The sequence below is a fragment of the Marinococcus tarijensis genome (genome assembly GCF_054971385.1).
On record NZ_JBQOJA010000007.1, the window covers coordinates 18,676 to 39,903 of the forward strand.

The following is a 21,228-nucleotide window of genomic DNA, read 5'->3' on the forward strand; positions in this document are numbered from 1 at the left end:
CCTTTATCATTCGTGATTTCGGGATCGTTTTGCCAGCGCTTCTTTTTTCTTCACTTCTGTATACAGCTCCTTCAGCTGCAGGTAGGAATGAAAATAATTCGGATACTCAAGCAGAAAGCCGAGCCTTTCCTCTACGTTGATTGGCTTATGGGCAAGCTTTTTGCTTTCTGTGATCAATTCTTCCGGCTCTGCAGAAGGCACCGGCCGTTCGTTCATCCAAAACAGCGTGCACAGCCAGTGGGCGAGCCCGAGTCTCATATACGGAGCGGCCTTTTCCTTGTCTCTTTCGTCCCAGCATTCATCCAAAAAAGGCAAATGCTCTTCCCACCACTGCATAAATTCTTTAATGTGCCGATTAATATTTTCCTGCCACGGAGGCGTGCCGGCGATGCCGTTTTCATAGGCAATCTCATACCAGAACGGGTGGCGCAGAGCCGCCGTCTTTCGATCTGTTTTTTCATCTTCTTCAATCTGCGTTACAGTATAAAAAATTTTGTGCTGAAATGACAATGGAATTTGTATGTTTACCATGCTGCACCTTCTTTCCGCATCCGTTTCTGCCCTTCCCTGCAGTAGTCAAGCACCGGACAGGACGGACACTGGGGGGACTGGGACTTGCAGTGATAGCGGCCGAAAAAAATAAGCTGGTGATGCATCTGGGACCATTTTTCTTTTGGCAGCCGCTTCATCAGCGTCTGCTCCACCTGGGTGACGCTGTCTTTCCATCTGCATATGCCTAAACGCTTGGACACCCGCTCAACATGCGTATCCACCGCAATGGCCGGCACCCCGAATGCTACTGACGCTACCACATTCGCCGTTTTTCTGCCGACACCGGCAAGCTCGACCAGCTCTTCCTGCGTTTTTGGCACGTGCCCGTCATGGCGTTCGAGCAGAGACGCCGAAAGCTTTTTTAAATTTTTCGCTTTATTGCGGTAAAGTCCAATCGAACGAATAGCCTGTTCAATGTCCTCAAGCGGTGCCTCAGCAAAGTCTTCCGGGGACCTGTACTGTTCAAACAAACCAGGAGTTACTTTATTCACCAGGGCATCAGTTGCCTGGGCAGAAAGCACAACTGCTACCAGCAGTTCAAAGGGATTGCGGTGATTCAGTTCACACTCTGCTTCCGGAAACATGTGCTCGATCCGTTCAATCACAACCTGTAAATCTTTATTCGTTAATGCCATCTTTTCTCCTCTATTCTTCATCCAGCCAGTTAATATTAGGATATTCTGGCAGCTTTTCTGACTGGGCCGCCTGTGTGCGCCGCCCGCCTTTTTGTTTAAACTGTTCGGTCTGCGCTTTAGCATCTTCTTTGGTCTGAATGCCTTTGCGCTTCCATTCGTGCAGCATCCGGTCCATGTAGCGAAGGCTGAATTTTTGATTCATGACCGCTTCTTTCAGCGCGATCTGGATCATATCCGGCGAGTAATGATCCTGATCGAGCCAGACGTTAATCGTTTCCCACTCCATTGGGGAAAGCGGGCGGGAAAATTCCTGCTCAATGTTTTGAAACAGATGCTGCTCTTCAATCTGATCCCCCTGCCCGGATGACACCTCCGCTGTAAGGGCCTGGCGGAAAAAGGGATAGAGGGAGTATGCTTCCTGCCGGATTTCATCGCGTTCAGATTCATCAATCTGCAGCAGATTCCGTTTAATCATCGACCGAAGGCAGCCTGCGCATTCATTTTCATCCATACTCATTTTTTCAGCCAGCTCTTTCGGTGTTGGAAGCGGCACGCTGTTCTGGCCAAAACGGTATATATGCAAAAGCATCATTGCTTCTGTTTCATTCAGCCCAACCTGCTCGTATTTGTCCAGAATAATTACTGGAATGGAGAGGTGGCCGTGCATGAGCGCTTCTATTTCTTTATCTTTGTTCATCTGTTTGTCCTCCCTTTCACCCGGCCGGCTGTCGGCAAAGTGCATAAAGGAAAACCCCCGGGACGGGGGCTTTTTCTCTTATGGATACAGCCTGTTTAACAAACGCGGAAACGGTATCGTTTCCCGGACGTGTTCGGTGCCGGCAATCCAGCCGACCGTCCGTTCCAGACCGAGACCGAATCCGGAGTGCGGCACGGTGCCGTATTTTCTTAAGTCCAGATACCAGCCGTAGGCTTCTTCCGATAGATTGTGTTCTTCGTACCGCTGCTTCATAAGCTGCGGGTCATCAATGCGCTGACTCCCACCGATAATCTCGCCGTAGCCTTCCGGAGCAATCAGATCGGCACAGAGTGCGGTTTCCGGATAGTCCGGGTCGGGCTTCATGTAAAAAGCTTTGATTTCGAGCGGGTAATTCGTAATAAATACCGGTTTTTCAAACTGCTCTGCTATATACGTTTCGTGCGGCGCTCCGAAATCCTCGCCCCAGCTCACTTCATAGCCCGCCTCCTGCAGCATTTCGACTGCTTTATCGTACGTAATGCGCGGAAACGGTGCCTGAATGGATTCGAGCTTGGAGGTATCGCGCTCAAGCACAGTAAGCTCCTGGCGGCAGTTGGCAAGCACCGCCTGCACGACATGGGAAACGTACTGCTCCTGGATTTCGAGGCTTTCATTATGGTCGCAGAAAGCCATTTCCGGCTCAATCATCCAAAACTCAATCAAGTGCCGGCGGGTTTTTGATTTTTCCGCCCGAAATGTCGGACCAAATGAAAACACACGCTGAAAAGCGAGGGCCGCTGCTTCCATATACAGCTGACCGGACTGGGACAGGTACGCATCCTCATCAAAGTATTTCGTATGAAAAAGAGATGTCGTTCCCTCTGCCGAGCTCCCGGTCAGAATCGGCGGATCCACCTTAATAAACTGATTCTCCCGGAAAAAAGCGTAGGTCGCCTGAATAATTTCATCGCGTATGCGCAAAAGCGCGTGCTGCTTACGCGAGCGCATCCACAGATGACGGTGGTCCATTAAAAATTCTGTGCCGTGCTCTTTCGGGGTGATCGGGTAAGGCTCCGCTTCCTGGATAACCTCAAACCCAGTTACCTGAAGTTCCACCCCTGTCGGCGAACGGTCATCCTCCTTCACTGTCCCGTCCACATACAGCGAGCTTTCCTGCGGAAGATTCTTGGCCTGGGTGAACAGCTCTTCGCTGACATCATTTTTTACAATGACGCCCTGCACAAAGCCGGTGCCGTCCCGCAGCTGTAAAAAGGCAATTTTGCCGCTCGACCGCTTATTGGCCAGCCAGGCGCCAAATCTTACCTCCCGGCCGATATATTGATTCAAGCGTTCAATGGTTACTTTCACGTTAGTCCCTCCGGTTCGTCCTGTTTATGCTGATCGAATTATTTTTCTGTGAAACGGCGGATTCTCGCCACCGCTTCTTCAAGCTGATCCAGAGAAGTAGCGTAGGAGAGCCGGACGTTTTGCGGAGAACCAAATCCGCTGCCCGGAACAACCGCCACATTTTCCTCCTCGAGCAGTGCCTTTACCCATTCATCCACATCTTTATACGAAGCAGCAGCCTCCTCGACGTTAGGGAAAAGGTAGAAGGCACCTTCCGGCTTCACGCAGGTGATTCCCGGAATCGAAACGAGCTTGTCATAAATAGTGTTCAGCCGTTCGCTGAATGCCTGCCGCATCGTTTCTACAGCACCGTCATCCTTTGTATAGGCAGCGATAGCTCCGTACTGGGCGTTCGTTGTCGGGTTGGACGTTGAATGGCTCGCTAGGCTCGTCATTGCCTTCACAATAGCACGGTTGCCAGCTGCGTAGCCGATTCTCCACCCAGTCATTGAATGGGATTTGGAGACGCCGTTGACGACAATGGTCTGCTCCTTTAACTCCGGGGAAAGCTCTGCGATGGATGTGTGCTGCTTGTCCCCATAAATCAGCTTTTCATAAATTTCGTCGGAAACAATCAGCAGATCTTCTGCCCTGGCGGCTTCGCCGAGCGCCTGCAGCTCCTCCCGGCTGTACATGGTACCGGTCGGATTGCTCGGGGAGTTAATGATGACGGCCTTCGTTTTGTTCGTTACCGCCCCGCGCAGCTGCTCCGGAAGAATCTTAAACTGGTTTTCCTCCCTGCCCTTCACAAATACCGGGCGTCCGCCGGCAAGCTTTACCTGCTCCGGGTAGCTGACCCAGTAGGGCGTCGGAATAATTACTTCATCCTCCGGATCGAGAATGGTTTGAAACAGCGTGAACAAAATGTGCTTGGCTCCAGTACCGACGATGATTTCATCGCGGGTATACTCCAGCCCCTGGTCCTGCTTAAACTTTTGAATAACCGCATCCTTTAGTTCCGGCAGACCGCCGGAAGGAGTGTATTTTGTTTTTCCTTCCTGCATAGAGCGAACAGCCGCATCGATGACGTACTGTGGAGTATTAAAATCCGGCTCGCCGGCGCCGAGGCCGATAACATCCTGACCGGCTGCCTTTAGTTCATTGGCTTTGGCGGTAATCGCCAGGGTTGACGAAGGGGTAATTTCTTTCACTCGTTGGGACAATTCCATACTCTTTCCTCCTCAATAGTTTCCGTGCTCAATCTATCCATAGTTAGTGTAAAGAAAAGCGAAAAGGAGTTCAAGCGTGGTTTCCGCCGCTTAACCGCGGTCGAGGCTGAAGCTTTTCACAAATTCTCCTGTTTCCATATCAATGTACACATAATGCTGCTGGTTTTCTGTCCGGTATTTTCCTTCATATACCGGGCGGTTGTCTTCGTAGCCGGGAGTCACTGTCCGCACGGCGTCAATACCCTCTACTTCCACTATACGCTCCTCAGCCTCCTGAATGCTCAGCGTATCAGCAGCCGCCAGGCGTTCGAGCAGTTCCCCGTCGTGGAAAAACAGCCAGTCCCTGCTGCCGTCGTTGGTTTCGACGCGTGCTGTTTTTACCGGCTGTTTGCCGTTATATATAAATGTATTCTGTACTTCGGCGACGTTGTTTTCTTCAAGCGCCAGTGCTTCTGCCCGCTCTCTGTCGTCAGCGAGCGGTCCACGGGCCTGAAAGTAACCGGTCACAAGCCCCAGAACGACCAGAAAGACAATTGAAAAAGCCGCAAGCGTGATCCAGTTTTTCACGACATATCCCCCTATGTGCGGTAAATGGTAAACACCATCTGCTCTTCGTTTTCCTTATCAAGAGAAAGGCCGAACATTAACTCCTCCTGCTTTAACGTGCGATTCAGTGTATCAACAATTTTATACAGATCGGACGACGCTTCGATTTTAATCGACGCGACGACTTCAAGCTGTTCGTTTCCCATCGTTTCACCTCACCTGGCGTACTATAAGTACGCTTCATTTAATTTGCGGTAATGGCGGTTGGCTTCGGCGTTAATTTTTTCTTCATCGAGCGTCAGAAGTTCGCCGTCTTTCATCAGCTGTCTGCCGTTCACAAAGCTGTCCGTCACGTCCCGCCCGGAAGCTGCGTACACCAGATGCGATAAAATATTATCGTATGGCTGAAGCGCAAATGATTCGCTATCGAGCAGAATAAAGTCCGCGGCAGCCCCTGGTTCCAGCCTGCCGCTGTCGCCAAATCCCATCGAGGCGGCCCCGTTTTCAGTTGCCATCTTCCAGACCGCTTCCGTTTCAATCGAACTCGGATCCTGAAAGGCGACCTTCTGCATTAAAGCGCCCAGGCGAAGCTCCTCAAACATATCGAGGTTGTTGTTTGACACAGCGCTGTCCGTGCCGATCGTAATCCGCAGACCACGCTTAAGCATTTCGGGAATGCGGGCGATGCCCGATCCGAGCTTGGCATTGCTCATTGGATTGTAGGAGATGGTCACTTCCGGTACGCTCATGTCGTCAAGGTCTTCATCTGTCGCATGCACGACATGCGTAAGCATCGCCGGACGTGTGTAAAATCCGATCTCTTTCAGCTTTTTAGCCGGTGTCATCCCGTAGTCACGCTGGTAATCAGTCACTTCTTTAGCCGTTTCCTCAAGGTGAATGCCAAGCGGCAGATCGTATTGGTGGCCGGAATCGACGACCTTTTCCAAAAAATCCGGGGTGCACGTATACGGGGCGTGCGGGAAAAGCATGCCAGTCATCCGGCCGCTTGTGTCCTGCTCCCATTCCTTTAAGTCGCGGGCCGCTGCTTCCAGCTTTTCGCTCTGCTCCTCCGGCGTTCCAATACTCATCATGCCCTTGGAAATTATCGATTTGATGCCGGAGCTTTTTACGAGCTCATACGTGTTCTGCATGCCCATGTGATACATATCAAGAAACCCGGTCGTTCCGGTTCGGATCATCTCTGCAAGAGCAAGACCTGTACCAGCCTTCGCTGTCTCGTTGCTGAACAGGCGCTCCCGCGGCCATACATGGTTGTTCAGCCATTCCTGGAGCACTACATCGTCCGAAACGCCACGCATCATCGTCATCGGCGTATGGCCGTGGGTGTTATAAAGGCCAGGGCTGAGCCACTTGCCACGCCCGTCCACAATACTGACACCGTTCTCTCTCTCCGGATAGTCTCCCGGCTCTACTTTAACAATCTTACCGTCCTTGACTTCAATATAGCTTTTAACTGCCCGAACGCCCCGTGCCTCTGGGACCGGGTAAACGTGTTCGATTACAAAGTGTTCCATCTCCACACTCCTTATTATCGTTTTTTTGCTTCTTCAAAAAAGTCAGCGATACGGTCGAGCACCGCATCCATCGGTTCATAATACGTATTTGTCCGGGGAATTGAATCAATAAACGACGGACCGTAGGAAGCCTCCATAATCCGCTTATCGAGTACTGTTACCACACCCCGGTCCTCGGAATGACGGATCAGCCGGCCAAAGCCCTGCTTAAATCGCAGAACAGCGTGCGGCAAGGCCTCTGCGTAAAACGACCGCTTTCCTTCTCGCTGCATTTTGTCCGACACCGCTTCGTATACAGGGTCTGTGGGCGGAGAGAAGGGCAGACGCACAATGATCACGTGCTGCAGCTTCTCACCGGGTATGTCGACGCCCTCCCAGAAAGCATTGGTGCCAAGTAAAAGCGCATTGTCCTGCTGCTGAAACAGCTTGGTCAGCTTGGCGTGGGTGCCGCTCGTAATTCCCTGTCCAATGACGCTAAGCGTCGATTCTTCAGTCCATTCCTTCAGCTGGTGATACACCTGCTTAAGCATGTTAAAGGACGTAAACAGAACCATCGTTTTTCCTTCCGTAATGTTGACGGCATGAAAAATATATTCAGCTGCTTCCTGTGCAAAATCAGCGTGTTTATCATTCACACCGGAAATGTCCTTTGGAACGAGCAGCTGCGTCTGGGAAGCATAATGATAGGGGGAATTAATCAGGCTTGTTCTTGGCAGAAAATCATCCAGCCCCATTTTTGATTTCATGTATTCAAATGAACCGTTGACTGCGAGAGACCCGGAGGTAAGTACGACGCTTGCTTTTTTCATAAACAGCTGTTCACTCAGCTCCGAGGCCACCTCCACCGGCCGGGCGTAAATGTACGCAGCATTTTTGGCCCCGCTCTGCTCGGCTTCCACCCAGTAAACATGCTCGGCTTCCCGTTCAAACAGCAGATGGAACAAATTGTCCCCCAGGCTGTCCAGCTGCTCCATGTAAGAGTTTAGTTCGGCAAGTTCATTTACAAAGTTTTTGGCAGACGGCTGCATCTCCCATGCTTGTTCGAACGTTTCCCACGCCTTAAATTCCTGTTCCAGAAGCGTGAGGAAACGGCGTCCGGCTTCTTCCACCTGCTCCCACACGGGGCCGGATTCTCCTCCGGGTGTGAAGCGCTGGCTGTACCGGCCCACTTCCGACCGCCGCCGTCCGGAAGCCGTGCGGCACCACCGTGTAAGCAGACGAAAGAGCTCGTCGCATTCATACATCAGCACCGCATGATTGTCTTCTCGTTCCTGGTACCAGCCCGGCTCAAAAACGATGCCGGCTTCTTCCCCAAACCAGATAAGCGGCCGCACGACGCTCTGTTTTGTATCCAGGCCGAACCTGCGGAGCAGCCGGTTTGCTTTTGTATAGTGAACGGATCTGCCTGCATATTTTCCCGCCGTTTCCGGCAGATGATGCGCTTCATCAATGATCACGCACGGATAGGAGGAAAATAAATTTTTTCCCCGGTACATATCGCTCAAAAGCATCGCATGATTGGTGACGACGATATCAGCATATTCGGCTTTACGGCGGGCGCGTGCATAAAAACAGTAAGCCTCCCACCCTCTTTGAGCGTGCTCATCCTGATAATGATTCTGGCGGAGGCTTTCCCAGAGAGCGTTTCTGCGGCCGCCGGCCATATTAATTTCATCAAGATCCCCGTGCCGGGTTTGTGTCAGCCATATCAACACCTGACCGAGGCCGAGTGCTTCTTCAAGCGAAAACTGGCGGTGCTGCAGCCATTTTTCAAGTCGCTGCAAAGAAATGTAGTTGCCGCGGCCTTTTAAAACAGCCACAGAAACCTGGTCGTCGATCAACCGCTCAAGGAGTGGGAGGTCCTCATTCATCAGCTGCTCCTGCAGTGTAAGCGTCTGCGTGGAAATTAATATTTTTTGATTGTATGTACGGTGATATTTTACGGCTGGAAGCAGATAGGCGAGTGTTTTCCCAAGACCGGTGCCCGCTTCTATAACGGCGTGGGAGCGTTCCTCAAACGAGGCATAGACCATTTCTGCTATCTCCAGCTGGCCCGGACGCTCTTCAAAACGGTCCCACCCCCGGCTTTTAGCATGACTTCCGCTTAGGACCTCCTGCAGTGATACATCCCTCTGCTCCGGCTTTTCTGCCGGAAGCTCTTTGCGGAACACTATGCCGTGGTTTTCCTCTAAATCATATGGCAGCTGCTGCGGGGCCTTTGCAATACAGCGCTCAATATACCGGTGAAGGTCACTGTGCAAAAAGGCAGCCAGCCGGTCCAGGCGGTGAAGCACGTCCTTCGGAAGCACAGCCAGTTTTTTACGGATGGATATCCAAAGCTCTGCGGTGACAAGGGCATCGCTGTCCGCCCTGTGCGGACGGTCATGGTCAAGATCCAGCCAAGAAGTAATCTGGGACAGCCGAAAGCCCGGCGCTTCCGGATAAGCAAGTCTCGCACACTCTACTGTGTCCACGACTGGTCCCTGAAAAAGCGGAAATCCGGCTTCCTGCATGCCTGCATTGATAAATGCCAGATCAAACTGCACATTATGACCGACAAAGGCAGCGTTCTCAAGCCAGGCGGTTAACGTGGGAGCCACCTCATAAAACTCCGGGGCATGCTCCACGTCCTGCTCCCTGATACCGGTGAACTGCTGGATAAAAGGAGGGATCGGCATATGCGGCTGAATAAAGGTGGAAAGAGTGTCGAGCACTTCTTCGTCCTCCATAAGCACTGCGCCGATTTCAATAATTTTTGCTCCTTTTCTTGGAGAGGTGCCGGTTGTTTCTACATCTATGACTACATATTTTTGTCCCATCTGCCTGCCTCCTTTCTTCCGCTATTCCGACGGGGGACCGTCCAGAATTTCGCCGCTGTGCACCGTCTGTATGCTTCCATCTGTTCTTTGCACCTGCAGGGCTCCCTCTTCCGTTATACAAAGAGCTGTGCCCTCCACTGTCTGTCGGGACGTTTCCACCTGAATAAAGCTCCCCAGCGTATCTGTTTTTTGGGACCAGGCAGCTTTGACTGCACCGAATCCATTCGTTAAGTATTCATTATACCAGGACTCATAGCTTTTTAAGATAGATGCAATAATCTGGGGACGGCTCTGCCGGACTCCTGCATACTGCCGGATGGAAGCGGCTTTATCCGCAAGCTCTCCGGTAAAATCTTCGTCCGCCTGGTTTACATTAATACCCATACCGACAATGACTGTCTGTACCTCATCCATGTCTGCCTGCATTTCCGTCAGTATACCTGCCAGCTTCCTTTTATGAATACGGATATCGTTCGGCCATTTAATCGCAGTCGGATCCGGAAGATAGCTGTCAAGCGCCTCGGCAAGAGCCACCGCCGACAGCAGGGTGAGCTGTGGAGCGTAGCGGGGAGGCACCTGCGGGCGGAGCAGGAGACTCATCCAGATGCCCTGTTCCGGACTGCTCTGCCATGTGCGTCCGAGCCTTCCCCGGCCCTGTACCTGTTCATTCGCAACAGCAATAAGTCCTTCCCCGGCTCCTTTTTCAGCCTGCTCTCTCACAATTTCCTGGGTGGAGGTTACAGTATCGTTATAAATAATCGAACGGCCGAGACGTTCAGTTGTAAGATGAAGCATAATTTCTTCTGTGCCGACCCGGTCGGGAAAACGCACCAGCCGATAACCGCGCCGGGAGGCCGCTTCAATTTCATATCCATTTTTCCGCAGCTCTTCGATCTGCTTCCAAACAGCAGTACGGGACACCTGCAGTTCGTCGCTGATCTCCTGCCCAGAGACCGGACGGCTCCGGTGGTCCATCAGCAGCTGCAGCAATCGGTTTTTATTCATCGTTCATTTCCTCCAAATAGGCTATCAGCTTTTGTTCACTGTTTTCTACCTTTTCATTCACGACCGCCTGCTCTAAAAAGGCGATCGCATGCCCGATTCTCGCCGTACCTTCGTAAGCCGGCATCGACGCGATTTTCTTCGGCGGGAGGGCCAGGTCCTGCCTCGAATGAATCGGAAGAGCCTCCCATTTCTTTCTCCATTCTGCGCAGGAATGCCCCCGGTAAGTAAAATATTTCCACTGTTTGAGCTTCTCCAGGTCAGCCACCTGCTTGGGACCGAAATAATACAGCCACTGCAGCCACGTCTCCGGAGAGGCTGGAGCATCGACGTGTTCCAGCAGCCAGCGGCACTGCTTTTGTCCCTGATTGGAAAACCGCCACCCATTCAGCATGTCCAGGCTTTTTCGTCCGTACAGGGCGTACAGCAGCGCCGCCCATGAAACGTTCGTGCCCGCAGGAAACTGTATAAGCGTGGAGTGGTGAAAAAATGGAGAAGTGGTCCGGACCGGTTCCGGAAAATAAGAAAACAAACGCAGCTCTCGCATGCTTTCGAGGGCACTCAGGCGATTGTGTCCTTCAAGCAGCTTGGTTATTTCATCGCGTATTCGTTCCACGGCGGTATGCGCAAGCTCTGCTGCAGCTGCTTCCGCTGCCCGCTCAGCTTCCGGATCCAGCGAAAAACCGAGAACCGCCCTAAAACGGAACGCCCGTATCACCCGGAGCGGGTCGAGGGAAAAGGCGCATTCAGCTGATGCCGGCGTCCGAAGCACCTGCCTCCGGATATCCTTCCGCCCGTTAAACGGGTCGATCACCGTACCGTCTGCATCTGCAGCCATCGCGTTGCATGTGAAATCCCGCTGCTGCAGATCCTCTTCGATTGTTTCCGCTCCTTCCCGGAACGGAGTAACTTCCACGATACTTTTTCCGCTCTTCACAAGCAGCGTCCCAAATTTCTCCGACGGCTTCGCAGCGTCTGGAAAAACAACCAAAAGCTCTTCAGTCGTCGCAGCCGCTGCTATGTCTATATCGCTCGGCGCCCGGTTCATCAACCGGTCACGTACGGCTCCGCCTACAATATAGGCAGTAATGCAGTTTCGCTGTAACATTTTAATAACAAGCAGCGCCTCCTGCCACGTCTGCTGCCCGTTCATTACCTGCCCTCCACGGTCCGACGGTACACTTCTTCATATTGGGCCACGATGCGTGAGGAGGAGAAATATTCTTCCACCACGTCGAGCGAGCGCTGTTTAAATCTTTTCATTCTATCCGGATCCGTCAGCAGTCCGACCGCCTGCTGGGCAGCCAGTTCCACTGCCCCGAGCGGCACCACATAGCCGGTTTCATTATGAAAGACCACCTCGGGAATGCCTCCGACATCTGTGCCAATGACCGGTACACCGCAGGCCATCGCTTCAAGCGCAGCCAGGCCGAAGCTTTCTTTTTCCGAAAGCAGCAGCATCAGATCGGCAACGTGCAAATAGTCGGCTACCTCCCGCTGGTTACCTAAAAACAGCACGTCCTGATCGACGCCGAGCCTTTTTGTCTCCGCCCAAGCCTTTTCCCGGTCCGGTCCATCCCCAAGCATGACCAGCTTACAGGAAACCTCTGCCTGCACTGCAGCAAAGGTCCGCACGACGTCTACGACCCGTTTCACCGGCCGGAAATTGGAGACGTGCAGAAGCACCTTTTCGTCCTCTTCGATGTTATATGCTTTTTTTAAATCCTTTTTGTCCGTTTTAGGCCCATACACCCGTTCGTCCACGAAATTGTAAATTGTATGAATATCGCGGTCGACTTCAAGCATCTGCCTGGTCTGCTCCACCAGAGCGTCCGATACTGCTGTCACTTCATCCGAGCGCTGAATGGCGTAGCGGATAATATCACGAAGCGAAGAGTCATGGCCAAGCACAGTGATATCTGTGCCGTGAAGCGTTGTTACTACTTTTACAGGATGATCGGTCATGTCTCTCGCTAAAATCGCACAGACAGCGTGAGGCACGGCGTAATGCACGTGCAGGACATCGAGCTCCTCCCGGTTGACAACTTCCGCCATTTTGCTTGCAAGCGTTAATGAGTACGGCGGGTACTGGAACACTTCGTATTGGTTTACTGAGACTTCATGGTAATAAATATTCGGTGAGGTTTCGGTTAACCGGTAAGGGATCGCCGAGGTGATGAAATGAATTTCATGGCCCCGCTCAGCAAGCAGCTTGCCAAGCTCCGTCGCGATCACTCCCGATCCTCCCACCGTCGGGTAGCACGTTATTCCAATTTTCACGCTTAGTCACTTCCTTGTCTTTTGGGCACCTGTTGAAAAAGCATCGGAGTTTCGGCGATAAACCCTTCCGCGTAAGTCACTCCCGTTTCTTTGCCGAATAGTCGATCTCTTGCCTGTATCGTTTCGAGGTACCCGTCTGTAAGCGGTGTGCTTACAGCCTCTTCCCCTGGGTTAAACTGGCTTTTATACGCCTTTAATGCCGCTTCTTTATCGCCGGCGGCTGGGGTGATGTCCACATAAAAGGAAGGCCGGTGGTAGCCGTTGATCATATAGTAGTACATGTTTGGCACTTTGTGGGCATTTTCGTCCACACCAGGGTACAGCTTGACCCCGGCATCAAAGACGGCCCGCTTAACAATACTTCCGGCATCACCGTGATCCGGATGCCGGTCGATGTAGTACGGGGCAAAAATCGTGTCCGGCTGGATGCGGCGGATCAGCTGCACAAGCTGGGTGTACTCTTCCTGGGTTACTGCAGTAAGCATACGGTCCCTCCAGGTAAGCTGGAGCCGTCCTGCACCGAGGATATCTGCTGCCTGCTCTGCTTCCTGCTGTCTTATTTCCACGGTACCGTTGGAGGAAAGATCTCCCTCTGTCAGGGAAAGCATATAGACATTGTCGGTTTTACTGTGAAGCGCTACCGTCCCGCCCATTCCGATTTCGATATCATCAGGGTGGGCCCCGACGGTTAACAGTGTTCGTTTATGTGTCATATTAATCTGTGGACTCCTTTAAAATATCCCGGAAGGCAAACAATCCGTGTTCAAGCCCTTTAATCAGCACTTCAGCTGCGGCCATATTCGTTGCAAGCGGCACCCCGTGCACGTCGGCGAGCCTCATAAGCGCGGTGATATCAGGCTCATGCGGCTGCGCGGTCAATGGGTCCCGGAAAAAAAGCACCAAATCCACCTGCTGTACTGCAATCTTTGCCCCGATCTGCTGATCGCCGCCCAGCGGCCCGGACTGGTACTGTTTGACGTTCAGGCCTACCTCTTCATTCAGTCTCCCCCCGGTCGTTCCTGTTGCTGAAAGGGTGTGACGCTCGAGGATATGCCTGTACGCTTCGGCAAACCGGATCAGATCATCTTTTTTCTTATCATGGGCAATCAGTGCGATATTCATAAAAGTTCCCCTTTACTCCAGAATGTTTTCGAGGCCGTACACGAGTTCCTTCATCGTGACTACCTGCTCAATCGCAAATTTGACCCCTGGCATAAATGACGCCCGGTTGATCGAATCGTGCCGGATCGTAAGCGTCTGGCCTTCGCCGCCAAACATCACCTGCTGATGTGCCACGAGACCCGGAAGGCGCGTACTGTGAATCCTCATGCCGTCGAGCTCTGCTCCGCGCGCCCCCGGCATCGTTTCTTTTTCCTCCGGGTGCCCCTGCGTTTTTTTAGTGCGGTTTTCCTGAATCAGCTTTGCTGTTTTCACCGCGGTGCCGGACGGGGCGTCAAGCTTTCGGTCATGGTGCAATTCAGTAATTTCAACATCCGGGAAGTAGGCTGCAGCCATTTGCGACATTTTCATCATCAGAACAGCGCCGATAGCAAAGTTTGGTACAATAAGCACTCCCCGCTGCTGCTCTTTTGCTTTCTGACGCAGGCGGTCGAGATCCTCATCGGTAAAGCCGGTAGTACCAACGACTGGTGCAAGACCGTAGTCGAGTGCTTTTTCTGTATGTACCTTTCCAATTTCCGGCGTGGTCAGATCTACAAACACTTCTGCTTCGACTTCGCCGAGGCACTGGTCAACGTCCGTATAGACGCGGGCCCCGGATTTTGGCATGCCTTCGATTTCCGACAACAGCGAGCCTTCGTATTTATGGTCCACCACAGCGGCGAGCTGCAGGTGCTCCGCTGCTTCAATCATATGTACAGCTTCCTTACCCATATTTCCTCTCGGTCCGGCAACGATAACGCGGATTAATTCAGTCATTTGTCATTCTCCTTTTTCGTCCATCTATCCTGGTCTCTTGTTTCAAACTTTTCCATTACGATACGGAACGCTTCATCCAAATCAATATCAAGCGAATTGGCAAAGCAGATGAGCACAAACAGCAGATCACCCATTTCCTTTTCCAGTGATTTATGCTCTTCGCTTTCTTTCTTCGGCTTTTCACCGTAATAGTGATTAATTTCTCTGGCAAGCTCTCCCGTTTCTTCGGTCATTCTTGCAAGCATGGCGAGCGGACTGAAATACCCTTCTTCAAACTGGCCGATGAAGGCATCCACTTTCTCCTGCATTTCTTTCATCGTCATTGGTTCCCCGGCCATTCCGACGTCCTCCTTTCAATCGTATAAAAATCCATTCGGTTTGACAAACATAGATTGCCTCCTGCCCCGGGCTTTACTATAATGTAACGGTTGATATAAGCTTTCCGGCCGGAGAGGAGGAACCATCATGAACATTTGGATACATACCCGCAATATCTTTTTTGTCGTGCTCGGCTCTGCTATTATGAGTTTTGGACTTGTCTATTTTAACATGCAAAACCAGCTAGCGGACGGCGGCTTTACTGGTATTACCCTAATTCTTTATAATTTATTCAATATCAACCCTGCCTTCAGCAACCTCGTTCTGAACATTCCCGTCCTGATTCTGGGCTGGCGTCTGCTCGGCCGGCACGTCTTCGTCTATACGTTAATAAGCACGGCGGCAGTCAGCTTATTTTTATGGCTCTTCCAGGAGGTCGAGCTTCTCCATCTGCCGCTTCAGGATGATCTTGTTCTTGTGGCCCTGTTCGCCGGCGTTTTTGTCGGCTCGGGCCTCGGCATTGTTTTCCGGTACGGCGGAACCACCGGAGGAGCTGACATTATCGCCAAGCTTGCGAGTAACGTATTCGGCTGGACAATGGGACGCTCGCTGTTTATGTTTGATGCTGTTGTAATAACCGCTTCCCTTTTGTATTTAAACTACCGGGAAGCGATGTACACACTCGTGTTTGTGTTCGTGGCTGCCCGCGTCATTGACTTCATTCAGCAGGGAGCGTACTCCGGAAAAGCCGCTATGATCATTTCCGACCAGGCTCCGGAAGTAGCTGACGCCATTCTGCAGGAGATGAACCGCGGAGCGACTATACTAAACGGTAAGGGCAGCTTCACCCGCCAGGATAAAGAGATTCTCTACTGCGTCGTTGGCAAAAACGAGCTGATGCGCCTGAAGCACCTTGTGGAACGGGTCGACCCGCATGCCTTTGTTACGGTTAACGATGTCCAGGATGTTATCGGCGAGGGGTTCACCCTCGATGAAAACAAAAACCCGCTGCAGTAAGGCGTCTCAGCTATGGATTTTCATCAGCCGAAGCACATAAAAAACACCTGCACCGGTGACCGGGCAGGTGTTTTTTGCTATTCTTCGCTCGTCATGAGAAACATGGCGATAAAACGTCCCAGTTCCAGCACGGCTACCAGAGCGGCTGCAACGTACGTTAATGCAGCAGCATCGAGCACTTTTTTCGTTTCCCGCTCTTCGTTGTTGCTGATGATACCAGTGGCAACGATCTGATTCATGGCGCGGCTGCTCGCATTGAATTCCACCGGAAGGGTGACCACCTGGAACAGAACAGCGGCCGAGAAAAACACGATGCCCGCCAGAAACATGCCGGTCGACTGCAGTAAAATACCGGCAAGAATTAAAAAGAAGGAAAGGTTGGAGCCAGTCGAAGCCACTGGAGCCAGGGAGGAACGGAATCGTAAAAACGCATAGTTTTCCGCATCCTGAATCGCGTGCCCCACCTCGTGGGAAGCGATCGCCTGAGCAGCTACTGTCGAATTGTAATAGTTATCCTCCGACAAGCGGACGACTTTTTTCGAAGGATCATAATGATCCGTTAATTTTCCTTTAGTCGGCTCTACGCGCACGTTATAGATGCCGTTTTCCTCCAGGATTTTCTTTGCCACGGAGGCACCTGTCATCCCGGATGAATTGCTTACATTCGAATATTTTTTGTATGCTTTTTTCACTTTGGACTGTGCCCAAAGCGGAATGAGGATAAGCGCTGCTAAATACAACAGAAGCATTCCCATTTTTTCTCATCCCTCCATTTATATATACTTATATTGTATGCAGACGGGGGTATAATGTCAAAGATTTTGCCCTATTCTTCCATGAGCTGAAGCTCTGTCCGGCCAGGGGTGAGTCTCCACCAGAGCAGAACCCCCGCAGAAATAATACTCAGCCAGAACGTCCCGTAGCCGATCAGGGAAATGTACGGCTCAAGCGACGATGAGACCCAGGGATACATTCCAAAAACATAGTCGATCACATCATTATGTAATGTCCATACCGCTACTGCTCCTATATGCCAAAGCTTCACCCGGTAGTACGGCAGATACAAAAAAGCCTGCAGTGCCATGCCGGCGTGAGACGCAATAAGCATGTAGTGCTGCCAGCTGAGCGCCTCTCCGGCCACGCCGGAAAACACGTTCATTCCCACAGCCCAAAGCCCGTACTTTACAAGCGTTATAAAAGCGAACGCTTCCGCCAGTCCACTCCTCCTGCCGATAATGTACATCCCGATAACGATTGTAAAAACCAGGCTTGCTGTTGGACTGTCCGGGACGAAGGGCAGAAACACAGCCGGCGTCTGCTGCAACTGCTGACCGTACCAAATGTAGCCGTAAATGGTGCCTAGCGCATTAATAATAAAAAGAGGAATTAACACGTAAGGCGTTCCAAACCATCCAAGTAGCTGTTTCACTGTATCATCCGCCTCGTTTTATATGTAGGAAAAGACACGAGGCTCGTGTCTTTATTCGCTCATGCGAAGGTCCTCAAGCAAAAGCTGAAGCTCTGTGTTGTCCGGCTGCAGGGCTGAAGCCTGTTCCAGGTGCTTCAGTGCATTCTCCCGGTAGCCGAGTTCAAGCAGCAGACGCCCGTACTCTTCGAGGAATACCTCGTTTTCCTGATATACGCTGTACACTTCTTCGTATTTTTCTTTCGCTTCGACGGGTTCGTCCTGGAGGTTTTTAGCGCGGGCATAGTACCACTGAAAGCGCACATCCGGCTCTCCCATTTCGTATAAATGATCAATAAGGTCAATCATCGCCCCCGGCTCTTCCTGCTCCATCCACATGCTGAGAAGGGCATTCGCTGCTTCAAGATGGGCCGGATTTAAAGCAAGTGCCTCCTTGAGATGTTTTTCTCCCTCTTCTTCATTGCCAAGCGCCATATACAGCTTTCCGGCCTCGGTATATAAATTTTCATTGTATTCATCTTCTTTAATACCAGCCTTTGCTGCCTCCAGGGCTTTTTCATGGTCTTCGAGCCCTTCGTAGCTTCGCACGAGATATGGATAAAGTGCCACAAAGTCTTTATCCATGTTGCGCAGCTCTTCGAATTTCTCTGCAGCCAGCTGATAATCGCTGACCTGAAGCGCTGTATAGCCATATCCAAACAGGGCATGGAGCTCCGTATGTTCTTTCAGTCCAGCCTCGTAGTAGCTCAGCGCATCCTCAAACGAACCGGTCACGCTGTATGCTTCAGCGAGACGAAGGCTCAGGCTGCCATCCGGGAATTTAAAACCGGCGCCTTCAGCCTGCTTTAAATAAGGAATGCTTTTAGCGTAGTCACCCCGGGATAAATAATAATCACCAACGGCGGCGAGCAGCACCGGCTCTTCAGGACTCTGCTTCAGGGCATCGAGCAGCTTTTGCTCCGCTACTTCATCGAGCCCCTGCATCTGGTACAAATCAGCCAGCAGCAGCTGCGCCCGCAGATATTCTTCGTCTGACTCCTTCACCTCGAGCAGCCATTCAATAGCCTCATCTTCATCGTCCATATCAATCGCATTCTCGGCTGCTGTCGTCAGCAGTGCGCCCTCATCAGGATAGCGGCCAAGCAGATCTTCAATCAGCGGCTGTGCCTTATCTGAGCGGCCCAGCTCCTGATACATTTCCACTATATCGTATTTTTCCTGATCGTTCGCAGAATGGCTGTATTTCTCCATCTCTTCGAGCCCTTTTTCCGTATCGCCGTTTCTTATCGTTTCGAGGATCGTTTCTAAATTCACGCCGTCAACAACCTTTCTTCCAGGTAAATCTCGTTTAGTACTGTGTAATTATAGCAAACATTGCCCGCTGTGACGAACAGGAAACCTTCCCCCCAGCCGATTTTGATAACGTTTACAAAAACAAAAAAAACACCTGATGTCTACTCATCAGGTGTGCCGCCACATCGGCTAGTTTTAAGATAAAGAGTATGGATAGGAGTGGAGAGAAACCATACGCTAATATTAGTATAACGTAATTGTAAGCGTTGTCAATGCTTCTCCCCTATTTTTCTATTCTTTTTTACGTTAACCGATGTAGGATTCATAATCGTGCTTTTCGAGCTGCTGCATGCCGGCCCGCCGATCTTCTTCCGTACGGAATGTCAGCTGCAGCACACCCATGATGTCCTCTCTCGTTTCAAGAATACGTATATTGATAATACTGATGCCGGTACGTCCAAGAATGCCGGTTACGTCCGAGATAACGCCGGGGTGGTCCGGCACATCGACAAACAGATCATAAATGGACGGTATGGCTCCCTGCTTTTTCGCAGGCAGGCCGTCACGATAGGATTTTGCATGCTCAAAAAACTGGTATATCTGCTCTTTATCCCCCGCAGCAAGCATTTGTTCAATGGCACTCATCTGCTGCTTCCAGTCCTCCATCAGCTGCCGCATCACGTCATTATTTTTCAGCAGAATATCGGTCCACATTTCCGGACTGGCTGAAGCGATTCTCGTAATATCCCGGAACCCGCCGGCTGCAAGCTTTGTCACCCAGGCCTGTTCGTCCTCCATCCCCTTCACCTGATGCACGAGTGCCGATGCTACGATATGCGGAAAATGACTGATTACGCCCGTCAGCAGATCATGCTGCCCGTAGGACAGCTCTATAAACTTTGCCTGCGTGCCCTGAAGCCAATCTTTGATTTCACCAATTTTTTCAGAAGAACCAGGGCCGTTTGGCACCAGCACGTAGTAGGCATTTTCAAACAGACGGACCCGGGCGGCATGGACACCGCTTTTATGTGATCCGGCCATTGGATGGCCGCCGATAAAATGAACGTTCTTTCCTGAAAGAACGTCTGCCTGCTCACAGATCGATGTTTTTGTGCTTCCAACATCGGTAATGATGGCCCCGGGCTTTAAAGGCATTCCGGCGAGCTGCACAAGCAATTTCTCCGTAGTGGCCACCGGAGTGGCAAGCACCACCAGGTCTGCTTCCTTTACAGCCTTCTCCAGGTCCGGGACTGCCTCGTCAATAACACTCAAGGATACCGCAAGCTTTGTCTGGGCTTCATCTACATCTGTTCCTGTAATATAAACACCGGGATGTTCCTGTTTGATGGCGAGGGCAATTGACCCTCCGATCAGTCCCAGCCCGATAACTGCTGCTTTTTTCTGCATCTGTTTCCCTCCAGGCCTCTCTTTGTTTCCATACATAAAAACACCCGGCCCCGAGCGGAGCCGGATTCCAGGTGTTGTCCGCTAAAGCCTGGCCTGCTGATGTTCAAGCACTCCACTCAGCGTCTCGCGGAAAGCCTCATTCTGCTCTTCGGTCCCTATCGTTACACGGATCGATTCCGGATAGCCGAGGGCTTCTCCTGAGCGGATGATGATTCCCTTTTTCAGCATTTCGTCAAAAACAACGCTTCCCGCGACTCCTGTATGAATCAGCAGAAAATTGGTCTGGGAAGGCACATAGTCCAGTCCCTGCTCTTCGCAGAAAGATGTCATTTTATCGAGTTCAGTTTTATTTTTCTCCCGGCACTTTTCAATAAAGGCGCGGTCCTTCAAGGCAGCCGTTGCCGCCCGCTGGGCCACAGCTGTAACGTTGAACGGGGGCCGGACCGGATCCAGGGACTGAATCAGTTCCTCGTGGCTCACGCCGTAGCCAACCCGGAGCGATGCCAGGCCGTAAGCTTTTGAAAAGGTACGCAAAAGAAGAAGGTTCGGGTACTCCTGCAGCAGCTTCAGCGTATCCGGATAATCGTTTGCGGTCACATATTCAATGTAGGCCTCATCCGAAACCACCAGTACGTTTTCCGGCACCCGGTCAAGGAATGCCACAAACGCTTCATCATTAATATAGGCGCCGGACGGATTGTTCGGATTACATACCCAGACAATACGTGTCTGTTCATCAATCGCTTCAAGCATCGCTTCCAGCTGATGTTCTCCGTCCACTGCCGGAATTTCACGGATTTCTGCTCCTTCAATGGCTGCATTATGCTTGTACTGCGAAAACGACGGCACTGCCATGACGGTATTTGTATCCGGGCCAAGCATGGCACGGCAGAGCATTAAAATGACTTCATCGGACCCGGCTCCAAACAGCAGCTGTTTTTCTCCAACATTCAGCTCTTCGGCCACTGCCTGACGCAGCTCAGCTGCATACCCATCCGGATAAATTTCCGGATCGGTGGCTGCTTCCTCGATTGCCTGTTTGGCCTGCGGCGGAGCACCGTATGGATTTTCATTGGAAGCCATTTTATGGACGGTAGTCAGTCCAAGCTCCCGTTTCACTTCTTCAATTGGTTTACCCGGCTGGTAAGGCGTCATGCCTTTGATTTGTTTTTTAATATACAACATTG

Annotated in this window: 22 protein-coding genes; 1 reads left to right on the plus strand and 21 read right to left on the minus strand. The window is 51.5% G+C overall.

Annotated elements, in window-relative coordinates:
- Positions 1 to 6: 6 nt before the first annotated feature.
- From ACTTK7_RS05525 to ACTTK7_RS05600, 16 genes are all read right to left on the minus strand, one after another.
- Positions 7 to 531, minus strand: a complete 525-nt coding sequence (locus tag ACTTK7_RS05525) for a YpoC family protein (RefSeq protein WP_462866477.1) — start codon at positions 529 to 531, stop codon at positions 7 to 9.
- On the minus strand, positions 525 to 1,187 hold the full coding sequence (nth, locus tag ACTTK7_RS05530; RefSeq protein WP_462866478.1) for an endonuclease III: 663 nt from the start codon (positions 1,185 to 1,187) through the stop codon (positions 525 to 527). The genes ACTTK7_RS05525 and nth overlap by 7 nt, the downstream gene beginning before the upstream one ends.
- Before the next feature lie 10 nt (positions 1,188 to 1,197).
- A complete protein-coding gene (locus ACTTK7_RS05535) occupies positions 1,198 to 1,884 on the minus strand; it encodes a DnaD domain-containing protein (RefSeq protein WP_462866480.1) in 687 nt (228 codons plus the stop codon).
- 78 nt (positions 1,885 to 1,962) lie between these two features.
- On the minus strand, positions 1,963 to 3,252 hold the full coding sequence (gene asnS / locus ACTTK7_RS05540) for an asparagine--tRNA ligase (protein ID WP_462866482.1): 1,290 nt from the start codon (positions 3,250 to 3,252) through the stop codon (positions 1,963 to 1,965).
- Positions 3,253 to 3,290: 38 nt separating this feature from the next.
- Positions 3,291 to 4,460, minus strand: a complete 1,170-nt coding sequence (locus ACTTK7_RS05545) for a pyridoxal phosphate-dependent aminotransferase (protein WP_462866484.1) — start codon at positions 4,458 to 4,460, stop codon at positions 3,291 to 3,293.
- A gap of 90 nt (positions 4,461 to 4,550) precedes the next feature.
- Complete coding sequence (locus ACTTK7_RS05550) at positions 4,551 to 5,027, minus strand: PepSY domain-containing protein (RefSeq protein WP_462866485.1); 477 nt, start codon at positions 5,025 to 5,027, stop codon at positions 4,551 to 4,553.
- Positions 5,028 to 5,038: 11 nt separating this feature from the next.
- Positions 5,039 to 5,212, minus strand: coding sequence for a YpmA family protein (locus tag ACTTK7_RS05555; protein ID WP_462866487.1), 174 nt, complete (start codon positions 5,210 to 5,212; stop codon positions 5,039 to 5,041).
- 21 nt (positions 5,213 to 5,233) lie between these two features.
- The gene (locus tag ACTTK7_RS05560; RefSeq protein WP_462866488.1) at positions 5,234 to 6,541 is read right to left on the minus strand and encodes an amidohydrolase; all 1,308 of its coding nucleotides are present in this window, start codon (positions 6,539 to 6,541) and stop codon (positions 5,234 to 5,236) included.
- Between the two features lie 14 nt (positions 6,542 to 6,555).
- The gene (gene dinG, locus ACTTK7_RS05565) at positions 6,556 to 9,360 is read right to left on the minus strand and encodes an ATP-dependent DNA helicase DinG (protein ID WP_462866490.1); all 2,805 of its coding nucleotides are present in this window, start codon (positions 9,358 to 9,360) and stop codon (positions 6,556 to 6,558) included.
- A gap of 21 nt (positions 9,361 to 9,381) precedes the next feature.
- Positions 9,382 to 10,365: a biotin--[acetyl-CoA-carboxylase] ligase gene (locus ACTTK7_RS05570; RefSeq protein ID WP_462866491.1), complete on the minus strand. Its 984-nt coding sequence runs from the start codon at positions 10,363 to 10,365 to the stop codon at positions 9,382 to 9,384.
- Entirely contained in the window at positions 10,358 to 11,515 is a 1,158-nt protein-coding gene (locus tag ACTTK7_RS05575; protein WP_462866492.1) for a hypothetical protein, read from the minus strand. The genes ACTTK7_RS05570 and ACTTK7_RS05575 overlap by 8 nt, the downstream gene beginning before the upstream one ends.
- Positions 11,515 to 12,642, minus strand: a complete 1,128-nt coding sequence (gene bshA / locus ACTTK7_RS05580) for an N-acetyl-alpha-D-glucosaminyl L-malate synthase BshA (protein WP_462866494.1) — start codon at positions 12,640 to 12,642, stop codon at positions 11,515 to 11,517. The genes ACTTK7_RS05575 and bshA overlap by 1 nt, the downstream gene beginning before the upstream one ends.
- Before the next feature lie 2 nt (positions 12,643 to 12,644).
- Positions 12,645 to 13,355: a bacillithiol biosynthesis deacetylase BshB1 gene (gene bshB1, locus ACTTK7_RS05585; RefSeq protein ID WP_462866496.1), complete on the minus strand. Its 711-nt coding sequence runs from the start codon at positions 13,353 to 13,355 to the stop codon at positions 12,645 to 12,647.
- A gap of 1 nt (position 13,356) precedes the next feature.
- Positions 13,357 to 13,764 carry a methylglyoxal synthase gene (gene mgsA / locus ACTTK7_RS05590; protein WP_462866497.1) on the minus strand — a complete coding sequence of 136 codons (408 nt, stop codon included), beginning with the start codon at positions 13,762 to 13,764 and terminating at the stop codon, positions 13,357 to 13,359.
- Positions 13,765 to 13,776: 12 nt separating this feature from the next.
- Complete coding sequence (dapB, locus tag ACTTK7_RS05595) at positions 13,777 to 14,580, minus strand: 4-hydroxy-tetrahydrodipicolinate reductase (RefSeq protein ID WP_462866498.1); 804 nt, start codon at positions 14,578 to 14,580, stop codon at positions 13,777 to 13,779.
- Positions 14,577 to 14,918 (minus strand): nucleotide pyrophosphohydrolase, encoded by a 342-nt coding sequence (locus ACTTK7_RS05600; RefSeq protein WP_462866500.1) that lies wholly within the window; start codon positions 14,916 to 14,918, stop codon positions 14,577 to 14,579. Before ACTTK7_RS05600 ends, dapB begins: the two co-directional genes overlap by 4 nt.
- 127 nt (positions 14,919 to 15,045) lie before the next feature.
- Between ACTTK7_RS05600 and ACTTK7_RS05605 the strand changes: the two genes are divergently transcribed.
- Positions 15,046 to 15,915 (plus strand): YitT family protein, encoded by an 870-nt coding sequence (locus ACTTK7_RS05605; RefSeq protein ID WP_462866502.1) that lies wholly within the window; start codon positions 15,046 to 15,048, stop codon positions 15,913 to 15,915.
- A gap of 77 nt (positions 15,916 to 15,992) precedes the next feature.
- Here the strand turns inward: ACTTK7_RS05605 and ACTTK7_RS05610 are convergent, their stop codons facing one another.
- From ACTTK7_RS05610 to hisC, 5 genes are all read right to left on the minus strand, one after another.
- Positions 15,993 to 16,670: a zinc metallopeptidase gene (locus tag ACTTK7_RS05610; protein ID WP_322525130.1), complete on the minus strand. Its 678-nt coding sequence runs from the start codon at positions 16,668 to 16,670 to the stop codon at positions 15,993 to 15,995.
- A 71-nt stretch (positions 16,671 to 16,741) separates the two neighbouring features.
- Positions 16,742 to 17,344: a DUF1405 domain-containing protein gene (locus ACTTK7_RS05615; protein ID WP_462866503.1), complete on the minus strand. Its 603-nt coding sequence runs from the start codon at positions 17,342 to 17,344 to the stop codon at positions 16,742 to 16,744.
- 51 nt (positions 17,345 to 17,395) lie between these two features.
- Positions 17,396 to 18,655 carry a tetratricopeptide repeat protein gene (locus ACTTK7_RS05620; protein ID WP_462866505.1) on the minus strand — a complete coding sequence of 420 codons (1,260 nt, stop codon included), beginning with the start codon at positions 18,653 to 18,655 and terminating at the stop codon, positions 17,396 to 17,398.
- Positions 18,656 to 18,940: 285 nt separating this feature from the next.
- Positions 18,941 to 20,041: a prephenate dehydrogenase gene (locus ACTTK7_RS05625; protein WP_462866507.1), complete on the minus strand. Its 1,101-nt coding sequence runs from the start codon at positions 20,039 to 20,041 to the stop codon at positions 18,941 to 18,943.
- An 81-nt stretch (positions 20,042 to 20,122) separates the two neighbouring features.
- Positions 20,123 to 21,223, minus strand: coding sequence for a histidinol-phosphate transaminase (gene hisC / locus ACTTK7_RS05630; protein ID WP_462866651.1), 1,101 nt, complete (start codon positions 21,221 to 21,223; stop codon positions 20,123 to 20,125).
- Positions 21,224 to 21,228 lie beyond the last annotated feature (5 nt).

Excerpts from the sequence above, each read along its gene's own strand:
- ACTTK7_RS05525 (WP_462866477.1), bottom strand. The coding sequence starts at position 531 with ATGGTAAACATACAAATTCCATTGTCATTTCAGCACAAAATTTTTTAT.
- nth (WP_462866478.1), bottom strand. The coding sequence starts at position 1,187 with ATGGCATTAACGAATAAAGATTTACAGGTTGTGATTGAACGGATCGAG.
- bshB1 (WP_462866496.1), bottom strand. The coding sequence starts at position 13,355 with ATGACACATAAACGAACACTGTTAACCGTCGGGGCCCACCCTGATGAT.
- ACTTK7_RS05560 (WP_462866488.1), bottom strand. The coding sequence starts at position 6,541 with ATGGAACACTTTGTAATCGAACACGTTTACCCGGTCCCAGAGGCACGG.
- ACTTK7_RS05545 (WP_462866484.1), bottom strand. The coding sequence starts at position 4,460 with ATGGAATTGTCCCAACGAGTGAAAGAAATTACCCCTTCGTCAACCCTG.
- ACTTK7_RS05625 (WP_462866507.1), bottom strand. The coding sequence starts at position 20,041 with ATGCAGAAAAAAGCAGCAGTTATCGGGCTGGGACTGATCGGAGGGTCA.
- ACTTK7_RS05600 (WP_462866500.1), bottom strand. The coding sequence starts at position 14,918 with ATGGCCGGGGAACCAATGACGATGAAAGAAATGCAGGAGAAAGTGGAT.
- mgsA (WP_462866497.1), bottom strand. The coding sequence starts at position 13,764 with ATGAATATCGCACTGATTGCCCATGATAAGAAAAAAGATGATCTGATC.
- ACTTK7_RS05570 (WP_462866491.1), bottom strand. The coding sequence starts at position 10,365 with ATGAATAAAAACCGATTGCTGCAGCTGCTGATGGACCACCGGAGCCGT.
- ACTTK7_RS05555 (WP_462866487.1), bottom strand. The coding sequence starts at position 5,212 with ATGGGAAACGAACAGCTTGAAGTCGTCGCGTCGATTAAAATCGAAGCG.
- dapB (WP_462866498.1), bottom strand. The coding sequence starts at position 14,580 with ATGACTGAATTAATCCGCGTTATCGTTGCCGGACCGAGAGGAAATATG.
- ACTTK7_RS05610 (WP_322525130.1), bottom strand. The coding sequence starts at position 16,670 with ATGGGAATGCTTCTGTTGTATTTAGCAGCGCTTATCCTCATTCCGCTT.
- ACTTK7_RS05535 (WP_462866480.1), bottom strand. The coding sequence starts at position 1,884 with ATGAACAAAGATAAAGAAATAGAAGCGCTCATGCACGGCCACCTCTCC.
- ACTTK7_RS05575 (WP_462866492.1), bottom strand. The coding sequence starts at position 11,515 with ATGAACGGGCAGCAGACGTGGCAGGAGGCGCTGCTTGTTATTAAAATG.
- ACTTK7_RS05605 (WP_462866502.1), top strand. The coding sequence starts at position 15,046 with ATGAACATTTGGATACATACCCGCAATATCTTTTTTGTCGTGCTCGGC.
- dinG (WP_462866490.1), bottom strand. The coding sequence starts at position 9,360 with ATGGGACAAAAATATGTAGTCATAGATGTAGAAACAACCGGCACCTCT.